The sequence below is a fragment of the Saccharothrix coeruleofusca genome (assembly GCF_014648515.1).
In the GTDB taxonomy this organism is placed as follows: domain Bacteria; phylum Actinomycetota; class Actinomycetes; order Mycobacteriales; family Pseudonocardiaceae; genus Actinosynnema; species Actinosynnema coeruleofuscum.
Map to the genome: position 1 here is coordinate 112,053 of NZ_BMRG01000003.1, position 26,666 is coordinate 138,718.

Genomic DNA, 26,666 nt, shown 5'->3' on the forward strand with positions numbered 1-26,666 from the left:
TTCCCGCCCCACCCCCACTCGCCAACCGAATTACCCGCCCCCGCGAGAGCGCTCCCACCCGCGAGTCGCGCGTTCGCGCACCACGAACCGAGCGTCCGGACACCGCGAACCGAGCGTCCAGACCGCGCATGGCCCGCGCGTGGCCCGCTTTCGGCCGGGCGCGCGCCGTGCCGGGTAGTAGTAACCGGCCCTGATGGCCGGGTCGGGTAGTACTTGCCGACGCAGTGGGGCGGGGTGGGATGGCAGTGGTGGGGGGCCGGGGTCAGTCGGTGAAGTCGCCCACGGCGCGGCGGACCTTGGCCAGCAGGTCGGTGAGCTGCTCGGTCTGCCGCTCGGTCAGGCCGCGCAGGCCGAACTCCACGGCGGTGACCGCCTCGGTGGCCGCCTCGCGCCGCTCCCGCCCGGCCTCGGTGATCTCCACCAGGGTGGTGCGCCGGTCGGTCGGGTGCGGGGTGCGGCGGACCAGGCCGTCGCCCTCCAGCCGGTCGACGATGTTGGTCACGCTGGTCGGGTGCAGCTGCAGCCGCTCGCCCATGACCCGCATCGGCAGGCTGCCCGTGCGGGAGAAGGTGAGCAGCACCAGCGCCTCGAACCGGGCGAAGGTCAGCCCGTGCGGCTTGAGCGCGGCGTCCACGGCGGACTGGATGATTTGCTGTACCCGCATGACACTCGTGACCGCCGCCATCGCCGTTGACGATCCGATCCGCTTCTCCCACAGCTCGGCGGCGCGCGCGATCGGGTCGAACGGCAGCGGTTGGGGCGTCATGCGGCGAAGCTACCAGTGGGTACCAACCGATGTGTCCAGGAGGCGACAGTGCTCGTCGCGTTCAGCGTCAGCCCGCTCGGCGGGGAATCCGACAGCGTGGCCGCGGCCGTCGCGGAGGCCGTGCGGGTGGTCCGGGAGTCCGGGCTGCCCAACGAGACCAACGCCATGTTCACGCTGGTCGAGGGGGAGTGGGACGAGGTGATGGCGGTGGTCAGGAAGGCCACCGAGGCGGTCCAGGCCACCGCGCCGAGGGTGAGCCTGGTGCTCAAGGCCGACATCCGGCCCGGCCACACCGGGCAGCTGACCGCCAAGGTCGAGCGGGTCGAGCAGCACCTGGCGCGGGGGTGATCCCGCCCCGGTGGCGATGGGGCCGGTCCGCGAGCTAGCGGGCTGGCACTCGTGCCAGGATGGGGGAGTGACAAGGCCAGACCCTCGAAAGACCGCAGCACTGTCCGCCGCGCTGTCCGGGGCGGTCGACCTCGGCGCGCTGAAGGCTCGGGCCGAAGCGTCCCGGCAACGCGCCGCCGCCCCGCCGCCGAGCTCGGCGCCGGGTGACTCCGGCGCGAGCCCCTGGGTCCTCGACGTCACCGAGGCCACCTTCCAGTCGGTCGTGGAGCGCTCGCTGGAGATCCCCGTCGTGGTCGAGCTGACCGCGTCGTGGAGCCCCGAGGCGGGCCAGCTGTCCCCGGTGCTGGAACGCGCGGCCCGCGCGGGCGGCGGCGCCTGGCTGCTGGCCAGGGTCGACCTGGACGCCAGCCCGCGCATCGGCCAGGCCTTCGGCGTGCAGTCCGTGCCGACCGTGGTGGCGGTCGCCGCGGGCCAGCCGGTGGACGCCTTCGCCGGGCCGCTGCCCGAGGCGGAGTTCACCCAGTGGATCAACCGGCTGCTGGACGCCCTGCGCGACCGCCTGCCCGGCATCCGGGCCGCCGAGGCCAACCGGGGCGAGCCGCAGCCCGAGCCGGAGGACCCGCGCTTCCAGGCCGCGGAGGAGGCGTTCGAGCTGGGCGACTACGCCGCCGCCGAGGCCGCCTACGAGGCGATCCTGGCCGCCGAGCCGGGCAACACCGAGGCCAAGGCCGCGCTGGCCCAGGTCCGGTTCACCGCCCGCGCCGAGCAGCTGGGCCAGGACGTGCTGGCCAAGGCCGACGCCAACCCCGACGACGTGGACGCCCAGCTGGCCGCGGCCGACGCGGAGGTGGCCGACCAGCGGGTCGAGCAGGCGTTCAAGCGCCTGGTGGACACCGTGCGCCGGGTCTTCGGCGAGGACCGGGACAAGGTCCGCGAGCACCTCGTCGGCCTGTTCGAGCTGTTCCCGGTCGACGACCCGAGGGTGGCCGCCGCCCGCCGCAACCTGGCCAGCGCCCTGTTCTGACCCCGGCGCGGGGGCTGCCCCTGGGGCAGCCCCCGGCTCAGCCGGAGTACTTGCGGGTGCAGAGGCCGGAACCCTCGAAGAAGCCGTCCCGGAACGCCTCGACGCGGGCGAAGCCGGAGGGCACCACGGTGCCGTTCACGTCCGCGGCGATGAGGCTCTTGTCGGCCAGCAGCTCGGCCACCGCCTCGTCCAGGTCGCCCGAGGACAGCTTCAGCCGGGCGGTCTGCTTGGTCGTGGTCCCGGCCCACGCGCCGGTCAGGCACGCGGTCCGCAGCCCGGCGGCGGGCCCCTCCAGCGGGTAGCCGGTGGCCTTCTGGATCGACAGCGCGAACCGCGAGGCGATCTCGGCGAACGCGGCGAAGTCGCCGATGCCGCCCTTCTGCCCGCGCTTGGGCGGCGTGCCGATCCGGACCAGCTCCGGCAGGTCCACCGCGATCACGTTCGTGGCCGGGCAGTAGGACACCGGCGAGGTCTCCTGCGCGTCGGCGCACTCCGCCGCGCCCTCCTTGAGCGCGGGCGGGGTGGCGCCGCTCTGCTTGTAGGCGTCGCGCAGGCTGTCCTCCAGCAGGTCCAGCGACCTGCGGTCGTCCACCGCCAGGTTGCCCTTGCCCTGCCCGGTGTCCTTGTCGTCCGCGTCGAACGCCTGCTGCGTGATCCGCGCCTTGATCTCCGCGTCGTCGATCTGCGCGCACCGCTTGGGGTCGCCCGCGAAGCCGAACTGGAAGGCCGCCACGCGGTCGAACGCGCTGCCGTGCGCGCCCTGCTTCTCCGCGCTGGTGCCCGCCGCGTCGCGGATGAAGAACATCGTCGCCAGCACCTGGTTCAGGCCCGGCCCGGTGGAGATGCGGAAGTGCCGGGACTTGCCCTCGGCCACCCAGCGGAAGAAGTTGCCCGCGTAGCAGTCGGCCTGCTGCTCCTTGATGATGCTGGGCGTGGCCTGGGTGACCCCGCCCTCGGAGCCGAGCTTGTACTGCACCGCGTGGCCCATCTCGTGCGCCAGCACGGTGACCACCGACATCGGGCCGAACGCGTCGTTGAGCATGGGCAGCAGGTCGCCGCGGTCCCAGGCGATGCTGTCGTCCAGCGAGCAGTAGAACGCGTTGGCCACGCCCGCGGTGTTGGTGCGGCAGATGTCGACGCCCCGGCCGGTCGAGTCGTAGGACACCAGCCGCTTGACCGGTTCGAACTTCTTGCCGCCGAAGTTGGCGGGCAGCTGCTCGGTCCAGTACTCCTCGACGTCGGCCAGCGCGTTGATCGCCAGCCGGTCCATCTCGCCGCCGTCGCCGTTCTCCACCGCCAGGTCGGCGTCCGGGACGCCCGGCTTGGGCCCGCTCTCCCCGGTGGTGATCTCCAGCCCCGCCACCTTGCTCACGTCGGGGCGCTCGAACCGCGCGACCCCGGGGACGCTCTGCGTGCACGCGCTGAGCAGCACCGCCACCGCCGCGACGAGCGCCGCGCCACCCCAAGCCCGTCGAGCCATCACCAAGCCCCGTCCAGATCCGTGCCGCTCCTGCGGGGTGAACACTACTGCGTTGACCTGCCGCCCCATCCCCACCTCGCGAGTCGGACCCCGGCACCCCCGAGGTCAACGCTCAGGACCGCCACGCCCGCCCCTCAGTGTCACCCATTCATGGGCGTGTCAGGCGTGTCGCCCCCGCGAGTCGCGCGTTCCGACACCTGAACCGAGCGTTCGGACACCCTGACCCGCACTTTCGCGCACTCCCACCCCGCGCTGCCGCACCTCGGGTAGTAGTTACCGGCCCTCCCGACCCCGTCGGGTAGTACTTGCCGACGGGGTCAGGTGAGGCCGCAGGGCTTGGAGCCTTCGAGGACGCCGCCGCGGAAGACCTCCACCCGCTTGAAGCCCGGCTCGATCGCCGAGCCGCCCTGCGCGTCGCGCGCCGCGTAGTCGTAGGCCAGCAGCACCTGCACGGCCTCGTCGAGGTCGCCGGGGGACAGGCCGAAGCCCTGCTGCCGGGTGAACACCTCGTTGGTGTAGGCCCCGGCCAGGCACAGCGCCGTGGCGGCGGCGTCCTCGCCGCGCAGGTCCTTGTTCAGCGCGGCCATCGCGGCCAGGCCGTACCGGCTGGCCAGCAGCACGCCCGTGGCGTAGTCGCCGATCCTGGCGTGCAATTCCGGCAGGTCCTCCTCCACCTCGATCTCCACCGCCTTGTCCGCCGGGCAGAACGCCACCGGCCCCTGGTCGCCGGAGCAGTCCGGCTCCTGCTCGGTGGTGGTCGCCCTCGGCTGGGCCCACGTCCCGCCCGAGGTGGTCACCAGCGCCTGGAAGTAGGTGTTCAGATCGGGCGTGATCGAGGTCAGCATCTCGTCGAACGGCAGGTTGCCGCCGCGGTCGCGGTCGTCGGCGGTGGTGAACGACTGCTGGGTGAACGCCCGGTTCTGCACCGTCATGCCCGCGCAGAACTTGGCGCCCTGCTGGTAGCCGTCCTGGAACGCGGACACCCGGTCGAAGGCGTTGCCGTGCGCGGACCGGTCGTTGGGGGAGGTGCCCACCGGGTCGCGGAAGTCGACCAGCGCGCCCAGCGCCGAGTCCAGCGTGTCCGCGCCGATGTCCAGGTGCTCGGCCTTGCCGTCGTTGACCCACTTGAGGAACGAGCCCGCGAAGCAGTCCGCCATCGCCTCGGTCAGGATGGTCGGGTAGCGCTGCGGGTCGCGGCGCTCCGCCTCGGGCGTGATGCCCATGCGGCGCTGCACCGCGTGCCCCATCTCGTGGGCCAGCACGATCACCACGGCCGTGTCGCCGAACCGGTCCTGCAGCACCGGCAGCAGCGCCGCGCGGTCCCAGGCGATGGCGTCGGCGCTGGGGCAGTAGAACGCGTTGCCCTCCACGTCGCTGGCCTTCTCCGTGCACGGCGGCGGCTTCGCGGCCGGGTCGGCGGTGTCGACCGAGTAGATGCCGCCGGACACCGGGCGCCACGGCTGGTTGAACGTGGCCGGGAACGCCTGCTCCCAGAAGTCCTCCACGTCGGTGATGGCGGTCGCGGCGAGCTGGTCGATCGGGCCGCCGTCGGTGCCCCTGATGAACCCGGTGTCCACCTCGCCCCTGGTGATCACCGAACCCGCCACCGGGAAGCCCCGGACCGCCTGGGTGCACCCCGAGACCACCAGGGCGACCAGCACCACCGCGTTGACCAGCCGAGCCGAAGCGCGCCGCATCGGTCCATTGTGCCCCGCGGCACCCCCTGCGTGCGGGCTGTCGGCGGAGGTGATCACGGCGACGGGGGTTGTGCCCGCACCTCTGCGGCGATCCTCCGCGCCAGTTGTTCGAAATGGCCGTACGCGTCAAGAGCCGCTTGGAAGTGCCCGCCGAACGCGCCGTCCGCACTGGTGAGGTGGAAGATGGGTTTTCTCGCCTCCTGAGCCAGCGGCATGAGGCCGTGGTAGTGCTTCAGCTGTCCCAGGCACTGCGGGTCGACGTCGATGGCGGGCGCTTCGCCGGTGCTGCCCAGAACCGCCGAGCGGAACTCGCGCGGGATTTCGTCCATCCACCTCTGGTACGCCTTGATCGGCCGGTCGAGGCGTATGCCGTGCTGCAGCACCACGTAACCGAGTGCGTTCATCCGCCCCGCCGGTGATGCGGCGGCCGAGGAAGGGCGGGCGGTCAGTCGCTGTTGCCACCCGGACCGCCAGGAGCGCAGGGCCGGACCGAGGTTCCGCAACCCCTGCAAGCTGAACAGGTCGGGGGCCACCGGGACGACCACGTGGTCCGACGCCACCAGAGCGGCCCGGTTGATGGCTCCCAGGCTCGGCCCGACGTCCACCAGGACCAGATCCGCCCGGTGCGCGCGCGCCGCTTCCTGCACGATCGTCCAGAAAGCGGAGATGACCTGGAAGGAGCGCGCGTCCCCGTCCAGGCACTTCGGCCAAGCGCTGCTGAGGTCGTCCTCGAACGAGGAGAGGTCGAGATCACCCGGTAGGAGCTTCAGCCGTTCCTCCGCGGTGGGGGTGGGCTCGACGGGTGCGATGCCGCCCTCGCCTGCGTGGAACGGCTGGATGCTCCCCCAGACGGTCTGCCGCGGTCCCGGCCTCGTCCAGAGTTCCTCCAACTGCTCCTCGTCGAGGAAAGCCGAGGTGAGATTCGCCTGGGGATCGAGGTCCGCCGCCACGACGCGGTTGCCGAGGTCGGCCAGCATCCAGGCCAAGTGGTACACCAGTGACGTCTTCCCGACCCCGCCCTTGTTGTTGAAGAAGGCGATCACCGGAGCACTCACTACCGCCTCCTCAGCGCGACTGCCACGTAGGACTCGGTCGGTCTGAAAGTCGGTTCGGGGTTGCCGTTCCTGGCCAGGCTCGAAAAGACCGTGGGGATTCCCGCGCCGAAGCGCTGGACGTAGCCGAGTCCGCGCATCACCTCGGCCAACGTCGGGTTCCGGTAGTCGGTCATGCCGCTGCCGAAGGTGTCGACCGTGACCGCGCCGAACGGTCCCCCCGGACTCACGACCTCCACCCTGTCCTCGTACCAGGTGATGCGCACCGGGGAATTGGTGTGCTCGTAGCTGCGGTGCATGACCGCGTTCCGCGCAACCTGCTGGAGCGCCGCTATCGGGTAGTCGGGAACCCGCCGTTCAGTTGCTTCGGAGGTGAAGTCGACCACCGAGCTGATGTTGAGGCCGAGGATTTCGTCCAATTGGCGGAGGACGGTGGGCAGCGGGCCGTCGAGTCGTTTCTCGTCCTTCACCGGATCGGCCAGCGTGGTGCCCGCGATCCGCAGGAACTGGACCCAGGCGCCGGGCACCCACTGCAGGGGGTCCTTGCCGATCGTGATGATCCCCGCCGCTGTCGGAGTGCCGTCCGGTGAGGTCAACCGCAGCGCGGCGAGGCGCTGGTGGACCGTTCGACCGTTGGCGGACAGCACGTTCGGCGGCACCAACTGCGGTATGAGCACCTCCTGGAAGAGCTGGAGGTCGAGATCGTCGAGGGTCGCGCCGTTGATCGGCCTGCTGTCGAACGGCAGGTCCAGCGACCGGCGGCGCTCGTTGAGCATCCGCTCGTCCTCGGAATTGGCGACGCCGCGCCGAGGACCGACGCGGACCCAGATCTGCCCCTTGTACCGAACCGGGGGGGAGTTGCTGGGCTGGACCTCGACGGCGGCCACCTCGCCGCCGGGCAGCTCCACCTTCCGCACCGCCATCGAAGGGGGTGGGAGGATGTTGCCCTGATCGCGGTACGAGGCCAGGTTCTGCAGCAGTTGATCGGTGATCGGTGTGCCCGCGGGCGATCCGTCGTCCTTGACGCCGACGAAGAGCACACCGGGCTCGCGGTGGCCGGGCAAGTCGTTGGCGAACGCGCAGATCGCCTGGGCGATCTTGTCGGTGTTCCCCGCGGACTCCTTGCGCTCCACCCGATCCGATTCGAGGTCGGCGAGCAGGGCGTTGAGTTCGTCGTCGGCCAGCGCCATGAGCCGATCTTACGGTGGGTGAAGCCGATCGCAGCGCTCAGCGACCTGCTCCGGCGGCTGAGGACCGCGGCGGGGCGGTGCCAGGCGGACACCGCCCCGCGACCGGCTCACAGCAGGGTCGACGGTTCTTCGGGGATCGCCGCCACCGGCTTGGCCTCGGGCACCAGCCACAGCACGCCCGCGGGCGGCAGTTGCAGCACCGCGGAGGCCGGGCGGCCGTGCCACGGCCGCTCCTCGGCCTCGACCGCGCCCATGTTGCCGACGCCGGACCCGCCGTAGTCGCCCGAGTCGGTGTTGACCACCTCGCGCCACCGCCCCGCCAGCGGCAGACCCACCCGGTAGTCGTGGTGCGGCTGCCCGGCGAAGTTGGCCACGCACGCCAGCAGCGAGCCGTCCTGGCCCCGGCGCAGGAAGCTCAGCACGTTGCCGCCCGAGTCGTTGGCGTCGATCCACTCGAAGCCCTCGGGCCGGTCGTCGACGCTGTAGAGCGCCGGGGTGGCGCGGTAGACGGCGTTGAGGTCGGACACCAGCCTGCGCACGCCCGCGTGCAGCGGCGCGTCCAGCAGGTGCCAGTCCAGCGACCGCGACTCCGACCACTCCTGCGGCTGGCCGAACTCGCCGCCCATGAACAGCAGCTGCTTGCCGGGGTGCGCCCACATGAACGCCAGCAGCGAGCGCAGGCCCGCGGCCTTGTTCCAGTCGTCGCCGGGCATCCGCTGCCACAGCGAGCCCTTGCCGTGCACCACCTCGTCGTGCGACAGCGGCAGCACGAAGTTCTCGCTCCAGGCGTACACCAGCGAGAAGGTGATCTCGTTGTGGTGGTAGGAGCGGTGCACCGGCTCGCGCGACAGGTAGTGCAGCGTGTCGTGCATCCAGCCCATGTTCCACTTGAAGCCGAACCCGAGCCCGCCCAGGTGGGTCGGCCGCGTCACGCCCGGCCACGCGGTGGACTCCTCGGCGATCATGACCACGCCGGGGTGCCGCTTGTAGACCGTGGCGTTGAGCTCCTGCAGGAACCGCACCGCGTCCAGGTTCTCCCGGCCGCCGTACTGGTTGGGCAGCCACTGCCCTTCCTCGCGGGAGTAGTCCAGGTACAGCATGGAGGCCACCGCGTCGACCCGCAGGCCGTCGACGTGGAACTCCTCGATCCAGTACAGCGCGTTGGCCACCAGGAAGTTGCGCACCTCGTTGCGGCCGAAGTCGAACACCAGCGTGCCCCAGTCGGGGTGCTCGCCGCGCCGGGGGTCGCCGTGCTCGTACAGCGGCGTGCCGTCGAAGCGGGCCAGCGCCCAGGCGTCCTTGGGGAAGTGCGCGGGCACCCAGTCCACGATCACGCCGATGCCCCGCTGGTGCAGCACGTCCACGAAGTGCCGGAAGTCGTCCGGCGAGCCGAACCGGGAGGTCGGCGCGTAGTAGGAGGTCACCTGGTAGCCCCAGGACCCGCCGAACGGGTGCTCCGCGACGGGCAGCAGCTCGACGTGGGTGAACCCGGTCTCCTCCAGGTAGTCGGCCAGCTCGGTGGCCAGCTCCCGGTAGCCAAGGCTGCGCCCGTCTTTCTGGGGCAGCCACGACCCCAGGTGCACCTCGTAGACGCTCATCGGCGCGTTGACCCACTGGGTGGCGTCGCGCCGCGCCTGCCAGGTGTCGTCGCCCCACTGGTAGGACGACTCGGTCACCACCGACGCGGTGGCGGGCGGCGTCTCGGTGGCGAACGCCATCGGGTCGGCCTTCTCGTGCCACACCCCGTCCTGGCCCAGGATGCGGAACTTGTACCGCGACCCCACCGGCAGGTTCGGGATGAACAGCTCCCACACGCCCGAGGACCCCAGCGACCGCAGCGGGTTGGCCCGCCCGTCCCAGCCGTCGAAGTCGCCGCACACCCGCACGCCGCGCGCGGTCGGCGCCCACACCGCGAACGACACGCCGCGCACCTCCCCGTTCGGGGTGTCGTAGCTGCGCACGTGCGCGCCGAGCACGTCCCACAGCCGCTCGTGGCGGCCCTCGCCGATCAGGTGCAGGTCCAGCTCGCCCACCGTGGGCAGCCACCGGTACGGGTCGTCGACCTCGACCAGGTGGCCGTCGTAGTCGACCTCCAGCCGGTAGTCGCCGGGGTGGTCGGGCAGCTCGCCCGCGAACAGCCCGTCGGCCACCCGGTCGAGCTCGAACCGCTTGTCGCCCGCCATCACCGACACCGCGCGGGCCCCCGGCCGCAGCGCGCGCGCCACGACGCCCTCGCGCACGTGGTGCACGCCGAGCACGGAGTGCGGGTCGTGGTGCGAGCCGGCCAGCAGCCGGTCGACGTCGTGGGGCTGGATGGCACTCACTTGCCGCTCACGCTCCCTCTCCTGTGATCCGGGCGATCGACGACAGCGGGACCGTCAACCACTCCGGCCGGTTCGCGTACTCGTAGGCCACCTCGTAGACCGCCTTGTCCAGCTCGAACGCCCGCAGCAGGTAGCCGCGCTGCCGCGGGTCGCCCACCGACTCCGCCGCGGCCTCGGCGTAGCCCTCGGTGAACGCCGCGCGGTTGCGCCGCGACCACTCCAGCGCGCGCACCGCCAGCTGGTGGTCCTCCGGCTGCCCGACCAGCAGCTGGTGCGCCGCGTAGTCGAAGGATCGCAGCATCCCGGCCACGTCGCGCAGCGGCGAGCGCAGCGCGGTGCGCTCCGAGATCGGCGCTCCGGGCTCGCCCTCGAAGTCGATCAGCAGCCAGCCGTGCACGGTGCGCAGCACCTGGCCCAGGTGCAGGTCGCCGTGGATGTGCTGGATGACCACCCCACCGGGGGTGTCGCGGGCCTGCTCGAACGCCTCGCGCAGGGCGGGCACGTACGGCTCCAGCTCGGGCACCGAGGCCACCACGCGGTCCAGCCGCTCGCCCATCGCGCGCACCGAGCGCTCGATGTCGTCGGCGTCCGCGCGCTGGCTGCCCAGCGCGTCGGCCAGGTTGGCGTGCACCGTCGCCACGGCCTGCCCGAGCCGCCTGGCCTCGCCCGCGAAGTCGCCGCCCACCTCGTAGGCGTGCAGGTCGCCCTCGGCCATCAGGTCGCGCACGCTGGTGGTGGCCATGGCCCAGCCGTCGACCGCGTCGGGCACGAACTGCTGGAGCATCGCGACGGTGGTCTCCCGGCCGTCGAGCACCCCGGTGATCGACCCCAGCGGGCGGGCGATGTGCTCGCAGCCGACCTCCTGCAACGCGCGCTGCAGCACCAGGTCCGGGTTGGGGCCGGGGGTGAGCTTGCGGAACAGCTTGAGGATGTACTGGCTGCCGTAGACCAGCGAGGTGTTGCTCTGCTCGGAGGTGACCGGCCTGCCCCGCAGACCGGTGGGGATCTCCACGCCCGGCTCGCGCTCGAAGCGCAGGTCGCCGATCCGCGCGTCGCGGGCCACCAGGTCCAGCAGGCGCCCGTTGAGCTCCAGGTCCGCGGTCGCGTCGCAGTGCTCCACCTGGTCGGTGGCCAGCAGCTGGTAGGGGGCGCGGCGGTCCTGCTGCTCCACCTCCACCACCAGGTGCACCAGCACCGGGTCCTCGGCGTTGAGCACGGTGGAGGTCAGCTCCCGGACCCCCGTGACGGGACGGTCCTTGCCGCCGAACCACCGCTGGGCGGGCAGCCAGGCGGGCAGCTCCGCCAGCACCTTCTTCACCAGGTCGTGAGCGTCGGTCACGTCGTTCACCTGCCCTCGCCGTCGTCGCCGGAGTCCACGAGCTGGAACCAGTAGAAGCCGTGCCCCGGCAGGGTCAGCAGGTACGGCAGCTCGCCGATGGTGGGGAAGCGCACCCCGCCGGTCAGCTCGACCGGTCGCGCGCCGCGGTGCTCGGCCAGGTCCAGCTCCACCGGCTGGGGGAAGCGCGACAGGTTGTTGACGCACAGCACGACGTCCTCCTGCCCGTCGGGCCTGCGCCAGCGCCGCCGGTAGGCCAGCACGCTCGGGTTGGAGCCGCCCAGGTCGTCGAAGTCGCCCTCGGCGAAGGCGTGGTGCTGCTTGCGCACCTCGATCATCCGGCGGGTCCAGTTCAGCAGCGAGGACTGGTTGTTCAGCTGCGCCTCGACGTTGAGCGCCTGGTAGCCGTAGACCGGGTCCATGATCACCGGCAGGTAGATGCGGCCGGGATCGCAGCCGGAGAACCCGGCGTTGCGGTCGGGGGTCCACTGCATCGGCGTGCGCACCGCGTCCCGGTCGCCCAGCCAGATGTTGTCGCCCATGCCGATCTCGTCGCCGTAGTACAGCACCGGCGAGCCGGGCAGCGACAGCAGCATCGCGGTGAACAGCTCCTGCTGGTTGCGGTCGTTCTCCAGCAGCGGGGCCAGCCGCCTGCGGATGCCGATGTTGGCCTTCATCCGCGGGTCCTTGGCGTACTCCGCGTACATGTAGTCGCGCTCCTCGTCGGTGACCATCTCCAACGTGAGCTCGTCGTGGTTGCGCAGGAAGATGCCCCACTGGCAGCCGTCGGGGATGCGCGGGGTCTGCGCCAGGATCTCCGAGATCGGGAAGCGCGACTCCCGGCGCACCGCCATGAAGATGCGCGGCATCAGCGGGAAGTGGAAGGCCATGTGGCACTCGTCGCCACCGACCTCGGGGTTGCCGAAGTACTCCACCACGTCGGAGGGCCACTGGTTGGCCTCGGCCAGCAGCACCCGGCCGGGGTACTCGTCGTCGACGACCTTGCGGCAGCGCTTGAGGAAGTCGTGGGTGCGCGGCAGGTTCTCGCAGTTGGTGCCCTCCTGCTCGAACAGGTAGGGCACCGCGTCCAGCCGGAACCCGTCGATGCCCAGGTCCAGCCAGAACCGCAGCACGTCCAGCATGGCCTCCTGGACGTCGGGGTTCTCGTAGTTCAGGTCCGGCTGGTGGGAGAAGAAGCGGTGCCAGTAGAACTGGCCGCGCACCGGGTCGTAGGTCCAGTTGGAGGTCTCGGTGTCGACGAAGATGATCCGCGCGTCGGAGTAGCGGGAGTCGTCGTCGCTCCAGACGTAGAAGTTGCCGTACGGGCCGTCGGGCTCGGCGCGGGACTGCTGGAACCAGGGATGGGCGTCGGAGGTGTGGTTGAGCACCAGGTCGGTGATCACCCGGATGCCCCGGCGGTGCGCCTCGTCGAGCAGGTAGACGAAGTCCTCCACGGTGCCGAACTCCGGCAGCACGGCCCGGAAGTCGGAGATGTCGTAGCCGCCGTCGCGCAGCGGCGAGGCGTAGAACGGGGGCAGCCACAGGCAGTCCACGCCCAGCCACTCCAGGTAGTCCAGCCGGGAGGCCAGGCCCCTGAGGTCGCCGGTGCCGTCGCCGTTGGAGTCGCTGAAGGCCCGCACGAGGACCTCGTAGAACACCGCCCCCTTGAACCAGGCGGGGTCGCGCGGGACGAGGCTCGCGGAGCGGAAGTCCTCCGCTTGGGGTTCGACCAGCAGGCCGTCGGCGCCGACGGCCTCACCCGTGTGCGGCACGCCGGTGAGGCCGAGCGCCGCGTCGGGTCGGGGTTCTTCCTGCATGTGCTCCACCTTCGCCCCACCTCGTCGGGGGTACGTTCGACCGGCCCCCGCGCACCTGGTGGACGCGGGGACCGGTCAGATCCGGAATGGGACTAGCTGCTGAACCTGCGCTGCAACCCCACGACGTGCGCCGCCGCGCGCCAGGGTTCCAGCCGGACGTAGTTGGCCTGGCCCCAGTCCCACGTCTCGCCGGTGACCTCGTCGTGCGCGATGAAGCGCTCGTGCCAGTCGTGGCCGAGGGAGGGCAGGTCGAGCCAGAGGGTGCCGTCCTGGGCGTTGTGCGGGTCCAGGTTCACCACCGCGACGACCGTGTCCCCGGTTTCCGGGTCCTGCTTGGAGTAGGCGATCAGCGCGGGGTTGTCGACGTGGTGGAACTTCAGGGTGCGCATCTGCTGCAGCGCGGGGTGCGCCCGGCGGATGGCGTTGAGCTTGCGCAGCCAGGGCTCCAGGGATCTGCCCTCGGCCACCGCGCGCGCGTAGTCGCGCGGGCGCAGCTGGTACTTCTCCGAGTTCAGGTACTCCTCGCTGCCCGGTTTCACGGCCTCGTGCTCGAACAGCTCGTAGCCGGAGTACACCCCCCAGGTGGGGGACATGGTCGCGGCCAGCGCGGCGCGCAGCGCGAACATGCCGGGGCCGCCGTGCTGCAGCGACTCGTGCAGGATGTCCGGGGTGTTGACGAAGAGGTTGGGCCGGGCCTCGTCCCAGTGCCGGACCAGCTCCTCGCCGAACTCGGTCAGCTCCTCCTTGGTGGTGCGCCAGGTGAAGTACGTGTAGGACTGGGTGAAGCCCAGCTTGGCCAGGCCGTACAGCCGGGCCGGGCGGGTGAACGCCTCGGACAGGAACAGCACGTCCGGGTGAGCGTCCTTCACCGTCCAGATCAGCCAGGCCCAGAAGTCCGGCGGCTTGGTGTGCGGGTTGTCGACCCGGAAGATCCGCACCCCGTGCTCGACCCAGTGCAGGACCACCCGCAGCACCTCGTTGTAGATGCCCTGGGGGTCGTTGTCGAAGTTGACCGGGTAGATGTCCTGGTACTTCTTGGGCGGGTTCTCGGCGTAGGCGATGGTGCCGTCGGGCCGGGTGGTGAACCACTCCGGGTGCTTGAGCACCCACGGGTGGTCCGGCGCGCACTGCAGGGCCAGGTCCAGCGCGATCTCCAGGTCCAGCTCGCGGGCGCGGGCCACGAAGGCGTCGAAGTCGTCGATGGTGCCCAGCTGCGGGTGGATCGCGTCGTGGCCGCCCTCGTCGGCGCCGATCGCCCACGGCGAGCCGGTGTCGTCCTCGGTGGCGGTCAGCGTGTTGTTGGGGCCCTTGCGGTTGACCCGGCCGATGGGGTGGATCGGCGGCAGGTAGGCCACGTCGAAGCCCATCGCGGCGATCCGGTCCAGCTCCTTGGTGGCGGTGGCGAAGGTGCCGTGCACCGGCACGCCCGACTCGTCCACGCCCCCGGTCGAGCGGGGGAAGAACTCGTACCAGGAGCCGAAGGCGGCGCGCTTGCGGTCCACCCAGACCCGCTGCGGCCTGCCCTTGGTGACCAGCTCGCGGACCGGGTGCTCGTGCATGACCCGGCGCACGTCGGCGGCCAGCGCGGGGGCGACCCGCTCGGCCAGCGGCCGGTCCTCGTCGCGCAGCGCGGCGGCGGCGTTGGCCAGCAGCGGCTTGTCCTTGCGCCGGTCGGGCCTGCGGGAGACGCGGTCGAGCAGCCGCGCGCCGGTCTCCAGGTCGTTGGCCAGCTCGCCGGGGCCCTGCCCGGCGGCGATCTTGACCTCGACGGCGTGCAGCCAGGTGGCCCACGGGTCGCTCCAGGCGTCCACCCGGAAGGTCCACTCGCCCTCCGCGTCGGGCACGATCACCGCGGCCCAGCGGTCCAGGCCGGCCCCGTCCGGGGTCATCCTGGTCTGCCTGGCGACGCGGTCGCCGGGACCGCGCCAGGTGACCGTGGCGGCCACGGCGTCGTGGCCCTCGCGCCACACCGTCGCGCGGACCGGGATGTGCTCGCCCACCACGGCTTTGGCCGGGTAGCGGCCGCAGCTGACCGCGGGGGAGACATCGTCGATGCCGAGTCGGCCGCTCATCGGCAGCGCCCCTTCCACCTGGTGTGACGCTTGCTGGTCAAATCTTGCCCTCTTCGATCAAGGCGTGCGCCACCGGGGACTGTTATCACTGCTCTTCCTACCCCGTCCGGATGAATCTCACACCCGCTGATCATGAAGGTTCCTCGATCGGACCGCGAACTCCCGCGCGCGGGCGACCGCGTCACGCGGGTGGAGCAGCGTCGGCGGCGGGCCCCGGCGGTGCTTCACAGTTGTCGCGCCGGTCGGGTGATCACGGTGTTTCCGCAGGTCGGACTGGATCGGTCCCTGCATCGGTTCGGGTGACTGTTGCTTCGCACCGCTGGATGGGGGATAAGGTCCGACGCCATGCGAGCACTTCGCCGGTTCACCGTCCGAGCCAGCCTGCCCGAGCCGCTGTCCGCACTGGGCGCGCTCGCCACGAACCTGCGCTGGACCTGGCACCAGCCGACGCAGGACCTGTTCGCGTCGGTGGACGCCGCGGCGTGGGCCGACAGCGGCGACCCGCTGCGGCTGCTGTCCGTGGTCGACCGGGGACGGCTGGAGGAGCTGGCCCGCGACGAGGAGTTCCTCGGGCGGGTCCGCGGGCTGGCCGAGGACCTGCACCGCTACACCACCGAGCCGCGCTGGTACCAGCAGCGCCAGGACGAGCTGCGGCAGCGCCGCGAGCACGGCGAGCCGGACGCGGCCCCGCTGCCCGGCGCGGTCGCCTACTTCTCGATGGAGTTCGGCGTCACCGAGGCGCTGCCCAACTACTCCGGCGGCCTCGGCGTGCTGGCGGGCGACCACCTCAAGGCCGCCTCCGACCTGGGCGTGCCGCTGATCGCGGTCGGCCTGCTCTACCACTCCGGCTACTTCCGCCAGGCGCTGTCGCTGGACGGCTGGCAGATCGAGCACTACCCGGTGCTGGACCCGCAGGGCCTGCCGCTGGAGCTGCTCACCGAGTCCTCCGGCGCCCCGGTGCTGGTGCACGTGGCCATGCCCGGCGACCGGGTGCTGCGGGCCAAGGTGTGGAAGGCCCAGGTGGGGCGCGTCCCGCTGCTGCTGCTCGACTCCGACGTCGAGGGCAACGACGAGGACCTGCGCGGGGTCACCGACCGGCTCTACGGCGGCGACCAGGACCACCGCATCCGCCAGGAGATCCTGGCGGGCATCGGCGGCGTGCGCGCGGTGCGCACGTTCTGCGACCTGACCGGCCACCCCTCCCCCGAGGTGTTCCACACCAACGAGGGACACGCGGGCTTCCTGGGCCTGGAGCGCATCCGCGAGCTGATCACCGGCGAGGGCCTGGACTTCGACCAGGCGCTCGCGGCGGTGCGCGCGGGCACCGTGTTCACCACCCACACCCCGGTGCCCGCGGGCATCGACCGGTTCCCGGTGGACCTGGTGCAGCACTACTTCGGCGCGGAGACCCTGGTGCCGGGGGTGAACACGCAGCGGCTGCTGGCGCTGGGCGCGGAGGAGAACCCCGGCCTGTTCAACATGGCCCACATGGGCCTGCGGCTGGCCCAGCGCGCCAACGGCGTGTCCAAGCTGCACGGCGCGGTCAGCCGGGACATGTTCCGCGGCCTGTGGCCGGGCTTCGACGCCGCCGAGGTGCCGATCCGGTCGGTCACCAACGGTGTGCACGGCCCCACCTGGGCGGCCACCGAGATGGGTGAGCTGTTCGGGGAGGGCCGCGGCGACGAGGTCAGCGACCAGCGGCTGTGGGAGCTGCGCAACGGGCTGCGCGCCAAGCTGGTGCACGAGGTCCGCAGGCGCACCCGCGCCTCGTGGCTGCAGCGCGGCGCCTCCGCCCTGGAGCTGGGCTGGACCGACTCGGTGTTCGACCCGGACGTGCTCACCGTCGGCTTCGCCCGCCGGGTGCCCACCTACAAGCGGCTCACCCTGATGCTGCGCGACCCGGAGCGGCTGCGCGCCCTGCTGCTGCACCCGGAGCGGCCGGTGCAGCTGGTGGTGGCGGGCAAGTCGCACCCGGCCGACGACGGCGGCAAGGCGCTGATCCAGCAGATCGTGCGGTTCGCCGACGACGCGGGCGTGCGGCACCGCATCGTGTTCCTGCCCGACTACGACATGTCGATGGCCCGCTACCTGTACTGGGGCTGCGACGTGTGGCTGAACAACCCGATGCGCCCGCTGGAGGCGTGCGGCACCTCGGGCATGAAGTCCGCGCTCAACGGGGGCCTCAACCTGTCCATCCGGGACGGCTGGTGGGACGAGCTGTACGACGGCGGCAACGGCTGGGCGATCCCGACCGCGGACGGCGTCGGCGACCCGAACCGGCGCGACGACCTGGAGGCCGCGGCGCTGTACGACCTGCTGGGCAGCCAGGTCGCGCCGCTGTTCTACGACCGGGGCGAGGACGGCGTGCCGACCCGCTGGCTGGCCATGGTCCGGCACACCCTGACCACCCTGGGCCCGGCCGTGCAGGCCACCCGGATGGTGCGGGAGTACGTGCAGGACCTGTACGCGCCCGCCGCCGCCTCGGCGGCCTCGGTGGTCGGCGACGGCTACCGGGGCGCCAAGGAGGTGGCCGCGTACCGGCAGCGGCTGCGCGCGTCCTGGACGCGGGTGCGGGTGCTGGACTCCGAGCTGGAGCCGGAGGGCTCGGCCACGCCGCTGCTGGGCGCGCCGGTGCGGGTGCGGGCGCGGGTCGAGCTGGCCGGGCTGGAGCCGTCCGAGGTGGACGTGCAGGCCGTGCTGGGCAGGGTCGGCGACTCCGACGAGCTGCACGACGCGGTGGCGGAGACCATGCGCTACGTCGGCAACGGCAACTACGAGGTCGAGGTGCCGCTGCCGCACGCGGGCTCGGTCGGCTACACCGTGCGCGTGCTGCCCCGGCACGACCTGCTCGCCTCCCGCGCCGAACTCGGCCGAGTGGTCCTGGCCAACTAACCCCGTCTGCAAGTACTACCCGACACCCTCCGCCGGGCCGGTAACCACTACCGGCCCGGCTGGGTGCGTCGGCAAGTACCACCCGGCACGCCGTCGCGGGCCGGTAAGCACCACCCGACGGCCCGAACGCCCGGTTCGCGGTGCCCGGACGCTCGGTTCGGGGTGGGGTCAGTCGATGGTGAGGCGGGCGTTGGTCTCGGCCACGCGCGGCGACCACCCGGCCAGCTCCACCGCCTCGACCAGGGTCCGCCGGGCGGCGGCGTTGTCGCCCGAGGCCATCTGCGCCCGCGCGACGGTGGCCAGCGCGTCGGCCCGGCTCAGCCCGCTCTCGCTGGCCGACGCGGCCTGCCTGGCCAGCTCCTCGGCGCGGGCCGGGTCGCCGCCGAGCAGGGCCAGCTGCGCCAGCGTCCCGGCGAAGCGGTGCGTCGGGTAGCCCAGCTGCAGCGCGCCCTCGGCGGCCCGCTGGGCGGCGGGCAGGCCGACCTCGGCGGGCACCTGGCCCGCCTCCACCGCGTTGGCCGCCGAGCTGGCCATCTCCGCCATCACGAACGCCATGTCCCGCTGGTCCAGTTCGGTGCGCCCGGCCAGCGCGCTGACCGCCCGCAGCGCCTCGGCGTACCGGCCGCGCAGGGTCAGCACGCCGATCCGCGAGCCGATCGCCACCAGCAGGTCCGGGTGCTCGCGCAGCAGCTGCTCGGCGACCCGCTCGGCGGTGTCCAGCTCGCCCGCGTTCAGCGCGTCGGAGACCTCGTTGACCATCGGCGTGGCCTCCAGCTCGGCCACCGGCCGCCCGGTCAGCCGGGGCAGCGCGAACAGGAACCAGCCGGGGGAGGTGGTGCCCGCGCCCCGGCGCGGCACCAGCGCGTTGACCAGCACCGCGGTCCCGGCCACGGCGAACCCGCGCCAGAACGGGCCGCCCGGCAGCCAGCTCGCCGCCACCAGCAGCGCGGTCAGCAGCACCGACACCAGCGCGGTCAGCCACAGCCTGGGCCGCACCGGCGCGCGCACCGACGTCAGGCCCACGGTCATCAGCAGCGGCACCGACCGCAGCACCACCCGCCTGCGCGGGCCGTTCCACGTGCGCAGCTCGCCGCCGACGCCGATCACCAGCAGCGACACCCGCACGCGGAACAGCAGCGCGCCGAGCACCTGGCCCACCTGCAACGCCGTCAGCGCGGCCAGCAGGCCGCACGCGGCCCCGCCGAGCCCGACCGGGAACGAACGCGGCTCCCACACCAGCAGCGCCACCAGGACCGCCGCCGTCAGCACCTTCCACACGGAGCTGGAGACGCTACCGGCTCAGGTCACCGGCGTGGTGCCGCCCGCGCGGATCGGCAGGCCCTCGGCGGCGTACGCGCGGAACCCGCCGTCGAGGTCCGTGGCGTTGCGCAGGCCGATGCGCTGCAGGTCGCGGGCGGCCAGGCTGGAGGCGTAGCCCTCGTTGCACAGCACCACCACCGTGGTGTCGGCGGTGAAACCGGGCAGCCGGTGCTCGCCGTGCGGGTCCAGCCGCCACTCCAGCACGATCCGCTCCACCGGGATGGAGCCGGGGATCTCGCCCTCGGTCACCCGGTTGTGGTGCGGCCGGATGTCCACCAGCAGCGCGTCGCGCAGCTGGGGCACCTCGCGCGGCGCCACCCGCCGCAGTCCGGCGCGGGCCCGCGCCAGCACCTCGTCCAGAACCGTCACGGCCCCTCCTGGTCGGCCAGCTCGCGCAGCCGCTCCAGCGGGAGCCGCAGCGCGGGCAGGGGTGGGATCTCGGCCGGGATGTCGGCCAAGCTCGGGTACTCGCGGGTGGGGACCAGCGGGGGTGAGTAGGCGTGCACGCTGGCCGCGCCGACCCGGCCGGTGTTGCGCACCCGGTGGGCGTGGCCCGCGCCGAACCCGATGGCCGCGCCGGTCCGCCGCCGGGCGCTGCGGATCGGGCCGCCGGGGTAGCGGTAGTCCTCGTCGAGGGCGCCGGTGAGCACGGCGAACGAGCCGGACGAGCCGCCGTGGTCGTGCGGCTCGGTGCCCTGGTCGGGCAGCCAGGACAGCAGCCACAGCTCGACGCCCTCGGTCAGGCCGAGGCGGGCCCACCAGCGCCGGTCGGGGTCGTAGCGCAGGATCTCGTGCAGCGGGGCGGCCAGCTCGCGGGCCACGGTGGAGGTCAGCTCGCGCAGCTGGCGGGGCGTCCACAGGTCGCGCTCGGGGTGGACCAGGCCGCGCAGCGGCGCGCCGTCCAGCGCGGGGTGCAGGTCGGCGCGGATGAGGGTGGAGGTCATGGTGAGATCGCTCCGGATGGCTACTCGGGTTCGGGGTAGCGATCAAGACGCGACACGGCACTGGGAGGGCGGTGCGCTTCGGTGCGCTTTCAACGGCCGCGTCGCGTCCGGCTACACCCGCACGACGCCACCAGCAGGAGGTCGATCGTCCGGTCGCACCAGGTCAGCAACGGGCGGTTCACCCCTCGGATCGTGGCACGGCCACCGGCCGCCCGCACTTCCTCCCACCAGCCAGGATTGCCTCCGACCCCGATCCATCCCGGACGGTCTCAGCCGGGGATGCGCAGCAGGAGCAGGCAGTGGGCGGGCAGGGTCAGGGTGGAGCCGGGCGTGAACGCCCCCGGTGTGGCGGGCGCGCCGTCGGCCGTGGTGGAGTCGATCACCGGCTCGTACCGGTGGCCGTACTCCGGCCCCGGCAGCACCACCGGCACCGGGTCCGCACCGGCGTGCAGCAGCAGCAGCCACGAGTCGTCCGAGACCAGCTCGCCCTCGCGGGTGCGCGACAGGCTGGTCGACCCGTCGACCCACATGCCCAGGAACCGCCTGCCCTCGTCGAACCAGTCGGTCTCGGCCATCTCCTCGCCGTCGGCCCGGAACCACACCAGGTCCGGCGCGCCGTCCGGGGTGGAGCGCCCCTCGAAGAACTCCGGCTGCCGCAGCGCCGGGCTGGTCGCCCGCAGCGAGATCACCCGCCGGGCGAACGCCAGCATCGACTCGGCCTCGTCGGACAGCTTCCAGTCCACCCACGACGTCTCGTCGTCCAGGCAGTAGGCGTTGTTGTTGCCGCCCTGGGTGCGCCACATCTCGTCACCCGCGGTCAGCATCGGGGTTCCGGTGGACAGCAGCAGCGTGGCCAGCAGGTTGCGCGCCTGCCGCGCCCGCAGCGACAGCACCGCCGGGTCGTCGGTCTCGCCCTCCGCGCCGCAGTTCCACGAGCGGTTGTCGTTGGTGCCGTCGCGGTTGTCCTCGCCGTTGGCCTCGTTGTGCTTGTCGTTGTAGGACACCAGGTCCCGCAGCGTGAACCCGTCGTGCGCGGTGACGAAGTTGATCGACTGCCACGGCCTGCGCAGGTCGCCCGCGTACAGGTCGGAGGACCCGGACAGCCGGTAGGCCAGGTCGCGCACGCCGGTGAAGCCGCGCCAGAAGTCCCGCACGGTGTCGCGGTAGCGGCCGTTCCACTCCGCCCACTGCACGCCGAAGTCGCCCACCCGGTAGCCGTCGCCGGTGGCGTCCCACGGCTCGGCGATCAGCTTGCACCGGGACAGCACCGGGTCGGAGGTGATCGCGGTCAGCAGCGCCGAGGAGCGGTCGAACCAGCCGCCGCCGGGCCTGCCCATGGTGGAGGCCAGGTCGAACCGGAACCCGTCCACGCCCATCTCGGTGGTCCAGTACCGCAGCGAGTCGGTCACCAGCCGCACCACCTGCGGCGAGCCCGCCTCGGTGGTGTTGCCGCAGCCGGTGATGTCCAGCGTGCCGCCGCCCGCGATGTGCAGGTAGTAGCCCGGCGCGTCGAAGCCCCGGTAGCACAGCGTGGGGCCGTCCGGGCCGCCCTCGCAGGTGTGGTTGTAGACCACGTCCAGCACCACCTCGATGCCCGCCGCGTGCAGCGCGGCCACCATGGTGCGGAACTCCTCGACCTCCTTGCCCGGCTCGGCGGCGTAGTCCGGGTGCGGGGCGAAGTAGCTCAGCGTCGAGTAGCCCCAGTAGTTGTGCCTGCCGCCGCGGACCAGGGCGGGTTCGTCGATGAAGGCGTGCACCGGCAGCAGCTCCACCGTGGTCACGCCCAGCCGCACCAGGTGCTCCACCGCCGCCGGGTGCGCCAGCCCCAGGTAGGTGCCGCGCAGGTGCTCGGGCACGCCGGGGTGCCGCTTGGTGAACCCGCGCACGTGCAGCTCGTAGATCACCGCCTCCTCGAACGGCACCTCCGGCTTCGCGCCGGTGTCCGGCCCGCCCGGCGAGGTCACCACCGACAGCGGCACCTTGCCCAGGGTGTCCACCGGCGAGGGCGGGCCCAGCATCGGGTCGTCCAGGTAGCCCAGCGCCGCGTCCAGGTCGGTGACCTTGCCCTCCACCCGCCGCGCGTACGGGTCGACCAGTAGCTTGGCCGGGTTGCAGCGCAGGCCGCGCGAGGGGTCGTAGGGGCCGTGCACGCGGTAGCCGTAGCGCTGACCGGGGGTCACGCCGGGGACCAGGCCGTGCCACACGCCGAACGTGCGCTCGGGCAGCTCCACCCGCTCCTCGGAGCCGTCCTCGCCGATCAGGCACACCTCGACCGCCTCGGCCGGGGGCGCGGACACGGCGAAGCGCACGCCACCGGCTTCCGGGTGCGCGCCCAGCGGGAACGGTCGACCTGCCAGCACCGTGGAGTCGTGAGCCATGCCCTTGATCCTGGCAGGGGTGACCGACGCGCACAGCGCCGCGCGGCCCGCGCGGCGGACGTGTTCCCCGACACCTGCCCCGCCGTCCCCGGTCTCCGGGCGGGTCGGAAACAATGGCCCTCGTCGTGGCGTCGACGGGGCGAGGCAGGGCAGGCGTGGAAAACGAGGATCTGGTCATCCACATGCAGGGTGTGTCCGTTCGACGTGGCCGGACCACCCTGGTCGGGGACGTCGACTGGGACGTGGAGCTGGACGAGCGCTGGGTGGTGCTGGGCCCCAACGGCGCGGGCAAGACGACCCTGCTGCGCCTGGCGGGCGCCGAGCTGCACCCGACCAAGGGCAGGGTGTCGCTGCTGGGCGAGCGCATCGGCCGCACCGACGTGTTCGAGCTGCGCCCGCGCATCGGGCTGTCCTCGGCGGCGCTGGCGGGCCGCATCCCGGCCGACGAGAAGGTCGTGGACGTGGTGGTCAGCGCCGGGTACGCGGTGCTGGGCCGCTGGCGCGAGGAGTACGACAAGCTCGACACCGGCCGGGCCAGGGAGCTGCTGGGCGCGCTGGGCGTCGAGCACCTGGCCGACCGCGCCTACGGCACGCTGTCCGAGGGCGAGCGCAAGCGCACCCTGATCGCCAGGGCGCTGATGACCGACCCGGAGCTGCTGCTGCTCGACGAGCCCGCGGCCGGGCTGGACCTGGGCGGCCGGGAGGACCTGGTGGCGCGGCTGTCGCAGCTGGCGCTGGACCCGGACGCGCCCGCGATGGTGCTGGTCACCCACCACGTGGAGGAGATCCCGCCGGGCTTCACCCACGCGCTGCTGCTGCGCGAGGGCGGTGTGGTCGCGCAGGGCCTGCTCGACGACGTGCTCACCGAGGACAACCTGTCCAAGACGTTCAACCAGCCGCTGGAGCTGACCCGGTCGGGTGAGCGCTACTTCGCCCGCCGCAAGGACGGCGCCGCCCCTACCCAGTAGTAACCTGCGGGGCGCACCGCCCGAGAGGTCGAGGAGGACCCGTGGCCGAGTTCGTGGGGCTGGAAGTCGAGGACGGCATCGGCACCATCCGGCTGGACCGCCCGCCGATGAACGCGCTCAACCGGCAGGTCCAGGAGGAGATCCGGGCCGCCGCCCAGGAGGCGGCCCAGCGCGACGACGTGCGCGCCGTGATCGTCTACGGCGGGCCGAAGGTGTTCGCCGCGGGCGCGGACATCAAGGAGATGGCCGAGCTGTCCTACGCCGAGATGGCCGCCCGCGCGGGCGCGTTCAGCTCGGCGCTGCGCGCGGTCGAGGAGATCCCGAAGCCGACCGTCGCCGCGATCACCGGCTACGCCCTGGGCGGCGGGTTCGAGCTGGCGCTGTGCGCGGACCGGCGCATCGCGGGCGACAACGCCAAGGTCGGCCAGCCGGAGGTGCTGCTCGGCGTCATCCCCGGCATGGGCGGCACGCAGCGGCTGCCCCGGCTGATCGGCCCGAGCCGGGCCAAGGACCTGATCTACACCGGCCGGTTCGTCGGCGCCGAGGAGGCGCTGCGCATCGGCATGGTGGACGAGGTCGTCGCCCCCGACGACGTGTACGCGGCCGCCAAGCGCTGGGCGGGCCAGTTCGTCAACGGCCCGGCGCGCGCCTACGCCGCCGCCAAGGCCGCCATCGACGGCGGGCTGGACACCGACCTGGGCAGCGGGCTGAAGCTGGAGAGCCACCTGTTCGCGGCGATGTTCGCCACCGAGGACCAGAAGGCGGGCATGAAGTCGTTCATCGAGAACGGTCCGGGGAAGGCGCAGTTCAGTGGAAAGTGACCCCAAGCCGCATCCGCACGCCACCGCCGAGGAGGTCCAGGCGGCCTACGCCGACCCCAAGCTCGCCAACGTGCTCTACCACGACTGGGAAGCGGGCACGTACGACGAGAAGTGGTCGATCTCCTACGACGAGCGCTGCATCACCTACGCCACGGACCGCTTCCGCGCCGTCTCCGGCGGCGTCGGCCCCTACCGGCACGCCCTGGAACTCGGCTGCGGCACCGGGTTCTTCCTGCTCAACCTGATGCAGGGCGGCGTCATCGAGAAGGGCTCGGTCACCGACCTCTCGCCGGGCATGGTCGAGGTGGCCCTGCGCAACGCGGAGAACCTGGGCCTGCCGGTGGACGGCCGGGTCGCCGACGCCGAGCGCATCCCCTACGACGACGACACCTTCGACCTGGTCGTCGGGCACGCGGTGCTGCACCACATCCCGGACGTGCCCGCCGCGATGCGCGAGGTGCTGCGGGTGCTCAAGCCGGGCGGCCGGTTCGTCTTCGCGGGCGACCCGACCAACATCGGCAACTTCTACGCCCGCAAGCTCGGCCAGCTCACCTGGTGGCTGACCACCAACGTGACCAAGCAGGTGCCCGCGCTGAACTCGTGGCGGCGTCCGCAGGCCGAGCTGGACGAGTCCTCCCGCGCCGCGGCCCTGGAGGCCGTGGTGGACCTGCACACCTTCGACCCGTCGGAGCTGGAGCGCACCGCGCGCGGCGCGGGCGCGGTCGAGGTGCGCGCGGTGACCGAGGAGCTGTCGGCGGCGCTGTTCGGCTGGCCGGTGCGCACCTTCGAGGCCGCGGTGCCCAGGGAGAAGCTGGGCTTCGGCTGGGCGATGTTCGCCTACCGGACCTGGCAGCGGCTGTCCTGGCTGGACGAGAACGTGCTGGCCAAGGTGCTGCCCAGAGAGGTCTTCTACAACGTGTCGGTGACCGGCCGCAAGCCGCTGTAGTGGGCTACGGCTTCAGCCTCGACGACGTGGCGTACCTGCGTTCCGACGCCGGGTGCGCCGCGCTGTCGGCGCTGGCGGACCTGCCGCTGACGCCCGAGTCCCGGCTGGCGGACGTGGCCGCCGCCCGCCGGGTCGCCCCGGACCACTTCGCGGCGGTGCTGGAAACCCTGCTGCTGCGCCGAAAAGCCATGTCCAAAGTGGATTTCGCGGACGGGCTGTTCACCGACGAGGCGCTCCAGCAGGCGACCGCCGCCGAGGTGGCGCGGCACCGGGCGGCCCGGTTCGCGGGCCGCGTCGTGCACGACGTGACGTGCTCGATCGGCGCGGACCTGGCCGCGCTGCCCGAGGGTTCCCTCGGCTCGGACCTCGACCCGGTGCGGCTGGCCATGGCCCGGCACAACCTCGGCCCGGACAAGGTGCTGCTGCGCGCCGACGCGCTGCGCCCCGTCTCGCGCGGCACAGCCGTGCTGGCCGACCCGGCCCGCCGCGACTCGGCGGGCCGCCGCACGTGGCGGCCGGAGGACTTCGCGCCCCCGCTGGACGAGCTGGCCGCCGCCTACCGGGGCCGCGACCTGGCGGTGAAGTGCGCGCCGGGCGTGGACTTCGCCGTCGCGCCGTGGGCGGACGAGGTGGAGCTGGTGTCGCTGGACGGGCAGGTGCGCGAGGCGTGCCTGTGGACCGGCGGCCTGGCCACGCCGGGGGTGTCCCGCCGCGCCACGGTGCTGCGCTCGGGGGCCCCGGCGTGGACCATCACCGACGCCGAGCCCGACGACTGCCCGGTGACGCCGCCTGGGGAGTGGCTGGTGGACCCGGACGGCGCGGTGGTGCGGGCCGGTCTGGTGCGCCACTACGCGGCCCGGTTCGGCCTGGCCCAGCTCGACGAGCGGATCGCCTACCTGACCGGCCCCGAGCCCCCGCCGGGCGTGCGCGCGTTCCGGGTGGTGGAGCACGGGCACTACACCGAGAAGGCGCTGCGGTCCGTGCTGCGCGCGCACGACGTGGGCAGGCTGGAGATCCTGGTGCGCGGCCTGGACGTCGACCCGAACGCGCTGCGCCGCAGGCTCAAGCCGTCCGGCTCCGCCGAGGCGACCGTGGCCCTGACCCGCGTCGGCAGGCGCCCCGTCTACCTGCTCACCCACGCCGAGCGCACCTAGGACGCGCCATGCCCACCCTCGGTGTCATCCACTTATGGGCGTGTTGGGCGTGTCGCCCTCGCGAGTCGAACGCTCAGAACCCCCGAATTCAACATTCGCGCACCCCGACCCGCACTTTCGCGCCCTCCGACCCCGCG

The 26,666-nt window shown here is 72.6% G+C and carries 20 protein-coding genes; 7 read left to right on the forward strand and 13 right to left on the reverse strand.

Annotation, left to right across the window (positions count from 1 at the left end; all coding sequences use genetic code 11):
- Positions 1-262 precede the first annotated feature (262 nt).
- Positions 263-766, reverse strand: coding sequence for a MarR family winged helix-turn-helix transcriptional regulator (locus IEZ00_RS08965; protein ID WP_189222718.1), 504 nt, complete (start codon positions 764-766; stop codon positions 263-265).
- 48 nt (positions 767-814) lie between these two features.
- Between IEZ00_RS08965 and IEZ00_RS08970 the strand changes: the two genes are divergently transcribed.
- Positions 815-1,114: an MTH1187 family thiamine-binding protein gene (locus tag IEZ00_RS08970; RefSeq protein ID WP_189222719.1), complete on the forward strand. Its 300-nt coding sequence runs from the start codon at positions 815-817 to the stop codon at positions 1,112-1,114.
- Between the two features lie 67 nt (positions 1,115-1,181).
- Positions 1,182-2,138 (forward strand): tetratricopeptide repeat protein, encoded by a 957-nt coding sequence (locus IEZ00_RS08975; RefSeq protein WP_189222720.1) that lies wholly within the window; start codon positions 1,182-1,184, stop codon positions 2,136-2,138.
- Between the two features lie 37 nt (positions 2,139-2,175).
- Here the strand turns inward: IEZ00_RS08975 and IEZ00_RS08980 are convergent, their stop codons facing one another.
- The 8 genes from IEZ00_RS08980 to IEZ00_RS09015 all read right to left on the reverse strand — a co-directional run bounded on the left by IEZ00_RS08980 (position 2,176) and on the right by IEZ00_RS09015 (position 15,106).
- Complete coding sequence (locus IEZ00_RS08980) at positions 2,176-3,618, reverse strand: neutral zinc metallopeptidase (RefSeq protein ID WP_189222721.1); 1,443 nt, start codon at positions 3,616-3,618, stop codon at positions 2,176-2,178.
- A 317-nt stretch (positions 3,619-3,935) separates the two neighbouring features.
- A complete protein-coding gene (locus IEZ00_RS08985; protein WP_189222722.1) occupies positions 3,936-5,315 on the reverse strand; it encodes a neutral zinc metallopeptidase in 1,380 nt (459 codons plus the stop codon).
- Positions 5,316-5,368: 53 nt separating this feature from the next.
- Positions 5,369-6,370 carry a ParA family protein gene (locus tag IEZ00_RS08990; protein WP_189222723.1) on the reverse strand — a complete coding sequence of 334 codons (1,002 nt, stop codon included), beginning with the start codon at positions 6,368-6,370 and terminating at the stop codon, positions 5,369-5,371.
- On the reverse strand, positions 6,370-7,557 hold the full coding sequence (locus IEZ00_RS08995; RefSeq protein WP_189222724.1) for an RNA-binding domain-containing protein: 1,188 nt from the start codon (positions 7,555-7,557) through the stop codon (positions 6,370-6,372). The genes IEZ00_RS08990 and IEZ00_RS08995 overlap by 1 nt, the downstream gene beginning before the upstream one ends.
- A 107-nt stretch (positions 7,558-7,664) precedes the next feature.
- A complete protein-coding gene (glgB, locus tag IEZ00_RS09000; protein WP_189222725.1) occupies positions 7,665-9,881 on the reverse strand; it encodes a 1,4-alpha-glucan branching protein GlgB in 2,217 nt (738 codons plus the stop codon).
- A gap of 7 nt (positions 9,882-9,888) precedes the next feature.
- Positions 9,889-11,220: a maltokinase N-terminal cap-like domain-containing protein gene (locus tag IEZ00_RS09005; protein ID WP_189222726.1), complete on the reverse strand. Its 1,332-nt coding sequence runs from the start codon at positions 11,218-11,220 to the stop codon at positions 9,889-9,891.
- Between the two features lie 5 nt (positions 11,221-11,225).
- Entirely contained in the window at positions 11,226-13,034 is a 1,809-nt protein-coding gene (gene treS / locus IEZ00_RS09010) for a maltose alpha-D-glucosyltransferase (RefSeq protein ID WP_189222727.1), read from the reverse strand.
- A gap of 92 nt (positions 13,035-13,126) precedes the next feature.
- Entirely contained in the window at positions 13,127-15,106 is a 1,980-nt protein-coding gene (locus tag IEZ00_RS09015; RefSeq protein ID WP_189222728.1) for an alpha-1,4-glucan--maltose-1-phosphate maltosyltransferase, read from the reverse strand.
- A 345-nt stretch (positions 15,107-15,451) separates the two neighbouring features.
- On the opposite strand from IEZ00_RS09015, the gene glgP reads away from it, so the two are divergent.
- Positions 15,452-17,998, forward strand: a complete 2,547-nt coding sequence (glgP, locus tag IEZ00_RS09020; protein WP_189222729.1) for an alpha-glucan family phosphorylase — start codon at positions 15,452-15,454, stop codon at positions 17,996-17,998.
- 168 nt (positions 17,999-18,166) lie between these two features.
- Here the strand turns inward: glgP and IEZ00_RS09025 are convergent, their stop codons facing one another.
- The 4 genes from IEZ00_RS09025 to glgX form a co-directional block, all read right to left on the reverse strand.
- A complete protein-coding gene (locus IEZ00_RS09025) occupies positions 18,167-19,276 on the reverse strand; it encodes a tetratricopeptide repeat protein (RefSeq protein ID WP_189222730.1) in 1,110 nt (369 codons plus the stop codon).
- A 21-nt stretch (positions 19,277-19,297) separates the two neighbouring features.
- Positions 19,298-19,687, reverse strand: a complete 390-nt coding sequence (locus IEZ00_RS09030) for a rhodanese-like domain-containing protein (RefSeq protein ID WP_189222731.1) — start codon at positions 19,685-19,687, stop codon at positions 19,298-19,300.
- Positions 19,684-20,262, reverse strand: coding sequence for a cysteine dioxygenase (locus IEZ00_RS09035; protein WP_189222732.1), 579 nt, complete (start codon positions 20,260-20,262; stop codon positions 19,684-19,686). The genes IEZ00_RS09030 and IEZ00_RS09035 overlap by 4 nt, the downstream gene beginning before the upstream one ends.
- Positions 20,263-20,531: 269 nt before the next feature.
- Positions 20,532-22,640: a glycogen debranching protein GlgX gene (gene glgX / locus IEZ00_RS09040; protein ID WP_189222733.1), complete on the reverse strand. Its 2,109-nt coding sequence runs from the start codon at positions 22,638-22,640 to the stop codon at positions 20,532-20,534.
- Between the two features lie 182 nt (positions 22,641-22,822).
- On the opposite strand from glgX, the gene IEZ00_RS09045 reads away from it, so the two are divergent.
- From IEZ00_RS09045 to IEZ00_RS09060, 4 genes are read left to right on the forward strand one after another with little or no spacing between them, the layout of a single operon-like run.
- Positions 22,823-23,608: an ABC transporter ATP-binding protein gene (locus IEZ00_RS09045; protein ID WP_229795481.1), complete on the forward strand. Its 786-nt coding sequence runs from the start codon at positions 22,823-22,825 to the stop codon at positions 23,606-23,608.
- Positions 23,609-23,649: 41 nt separating this feature from the next.
- Positions 23,650-24,429, forward strand: a complete 780-nt coding sequence (locus IEZ00_RS09050; protein ID WP_189222735.1) for an enoyl-CoA hydratase/isomerase family protein — start codon at positions 23,650-23,652, stop codon at positions 24,427-24,429.
- Positions 24,419-25,375, forward strand: a complete 957-nt coding sequence (locus IEZ00_RS09055; protein WP_189222736.1) for a class I SAM-dependent methyltransferase — start codon at positions 24,419-24,421, stop codon at positions 25,373-25,375. Before IEZ00_RS09050 ends, IEZ00_RS09055 begins: the two co-directional genes overlap by 11 nt.
- Positions 25,375-26,529 carry a THUMP-like domain-containing protein gene (locus tag IEZ00_RS09060; RefSeq protein ID WP_189222737.1) on the forward strand — a complete coding sequence of 385 codons (1,155 nt, stop codon included), beginning with the start codon at positions 25,375-25,377 and terminating at the stop codon, positions 26,527-26,529. The genes IEZ00_RS09055 and IEZ00_RS09060 overlap by 1 nt, the downstream gene beginning before the upstream one ends.
- The last annotated feature ends 137 nt before the right edge of the window (positions 26,530-26,666 follow it).

What these genes read in the sequence shown, in the direction of transcription:
- IEZ00_RS08965 (WP_189222718.1), bottom strand. Translation starts at nt 766, where the DNA reads ATGACGCCCCAACCGCTGCCGTTCGACCCGATCGCGCGCGCCGCCGAG.
- IEZ00_RS08980 (WP_189222721.1), bottom strand. Translation starts at nt 3,618, where the DNA reads ATGGCTCGACGGGCTTGGGGTGGCGCGGCGCTCGTCGCGGCGGTGGCG.
- IEZ00_RS08985 (WP_189222722.1), bottom strand. Translation starts at nt 5,315, where the DNA reads ATGCGGCGCGCTTCGGCTCGGCTGGTCAACGCGGTGGTGCTGGTCGCC.
- IEZ00_RS08995 (WP_189222724.1), bottom strand. Translation starts at nt 7,557, where the DNA reads ATGGCGCTGGCCGACGACGAACTCAACGCCCTGCTCGCCGACCTCGAA.
- treS (WP_189222727.1), bottom strand. Translation starts at nt 13,034, where the DNA reads ATGCAGGAAGAACCCCGACCCGACGCGGCGCTCGGCCTCACCGGCGTG.
- IEZ00_RS09015 (WP_189222728.1), bottom strand. Translation starts at nt 15,106, where the DNA reads ATGAGCGGCCGACTCGGCATCGACGATGTCTCCCCCGCGGTCAGCTGC.
- glgP (WP_189222729.1), top strand. Translation starts at nt 15,452, where the DNA reads ATGCGAGCACTTCGCCGGTTCACCGTCCGAGCCAGCCTGCCCGAGCCG.
- IEZ00_RS09035 (WP_189222732.1), bottom strand. Translation starts at nt 20,262, where the DNA reads ATGACCTCCACCCTCATCCGCGCCGACCTGCACCCCGCGCTGGACGGC.
- glgX (WP_189222733.1), bottom strand. Translation starts at nt 22,640, where the DNA reads ATGGCTCACGACTCCACGGTGCTGGCAGGTCGACCGTTCCCGCTGGGC.
- IEZ00_RS09045 (WP_229795481.1), top strand. Translation starts at nt 22,823, where the DNA reads ATGCAGGGTGTGTCCGTTCGACGTGGCCGGACCACCCTGGTCGGGGAC.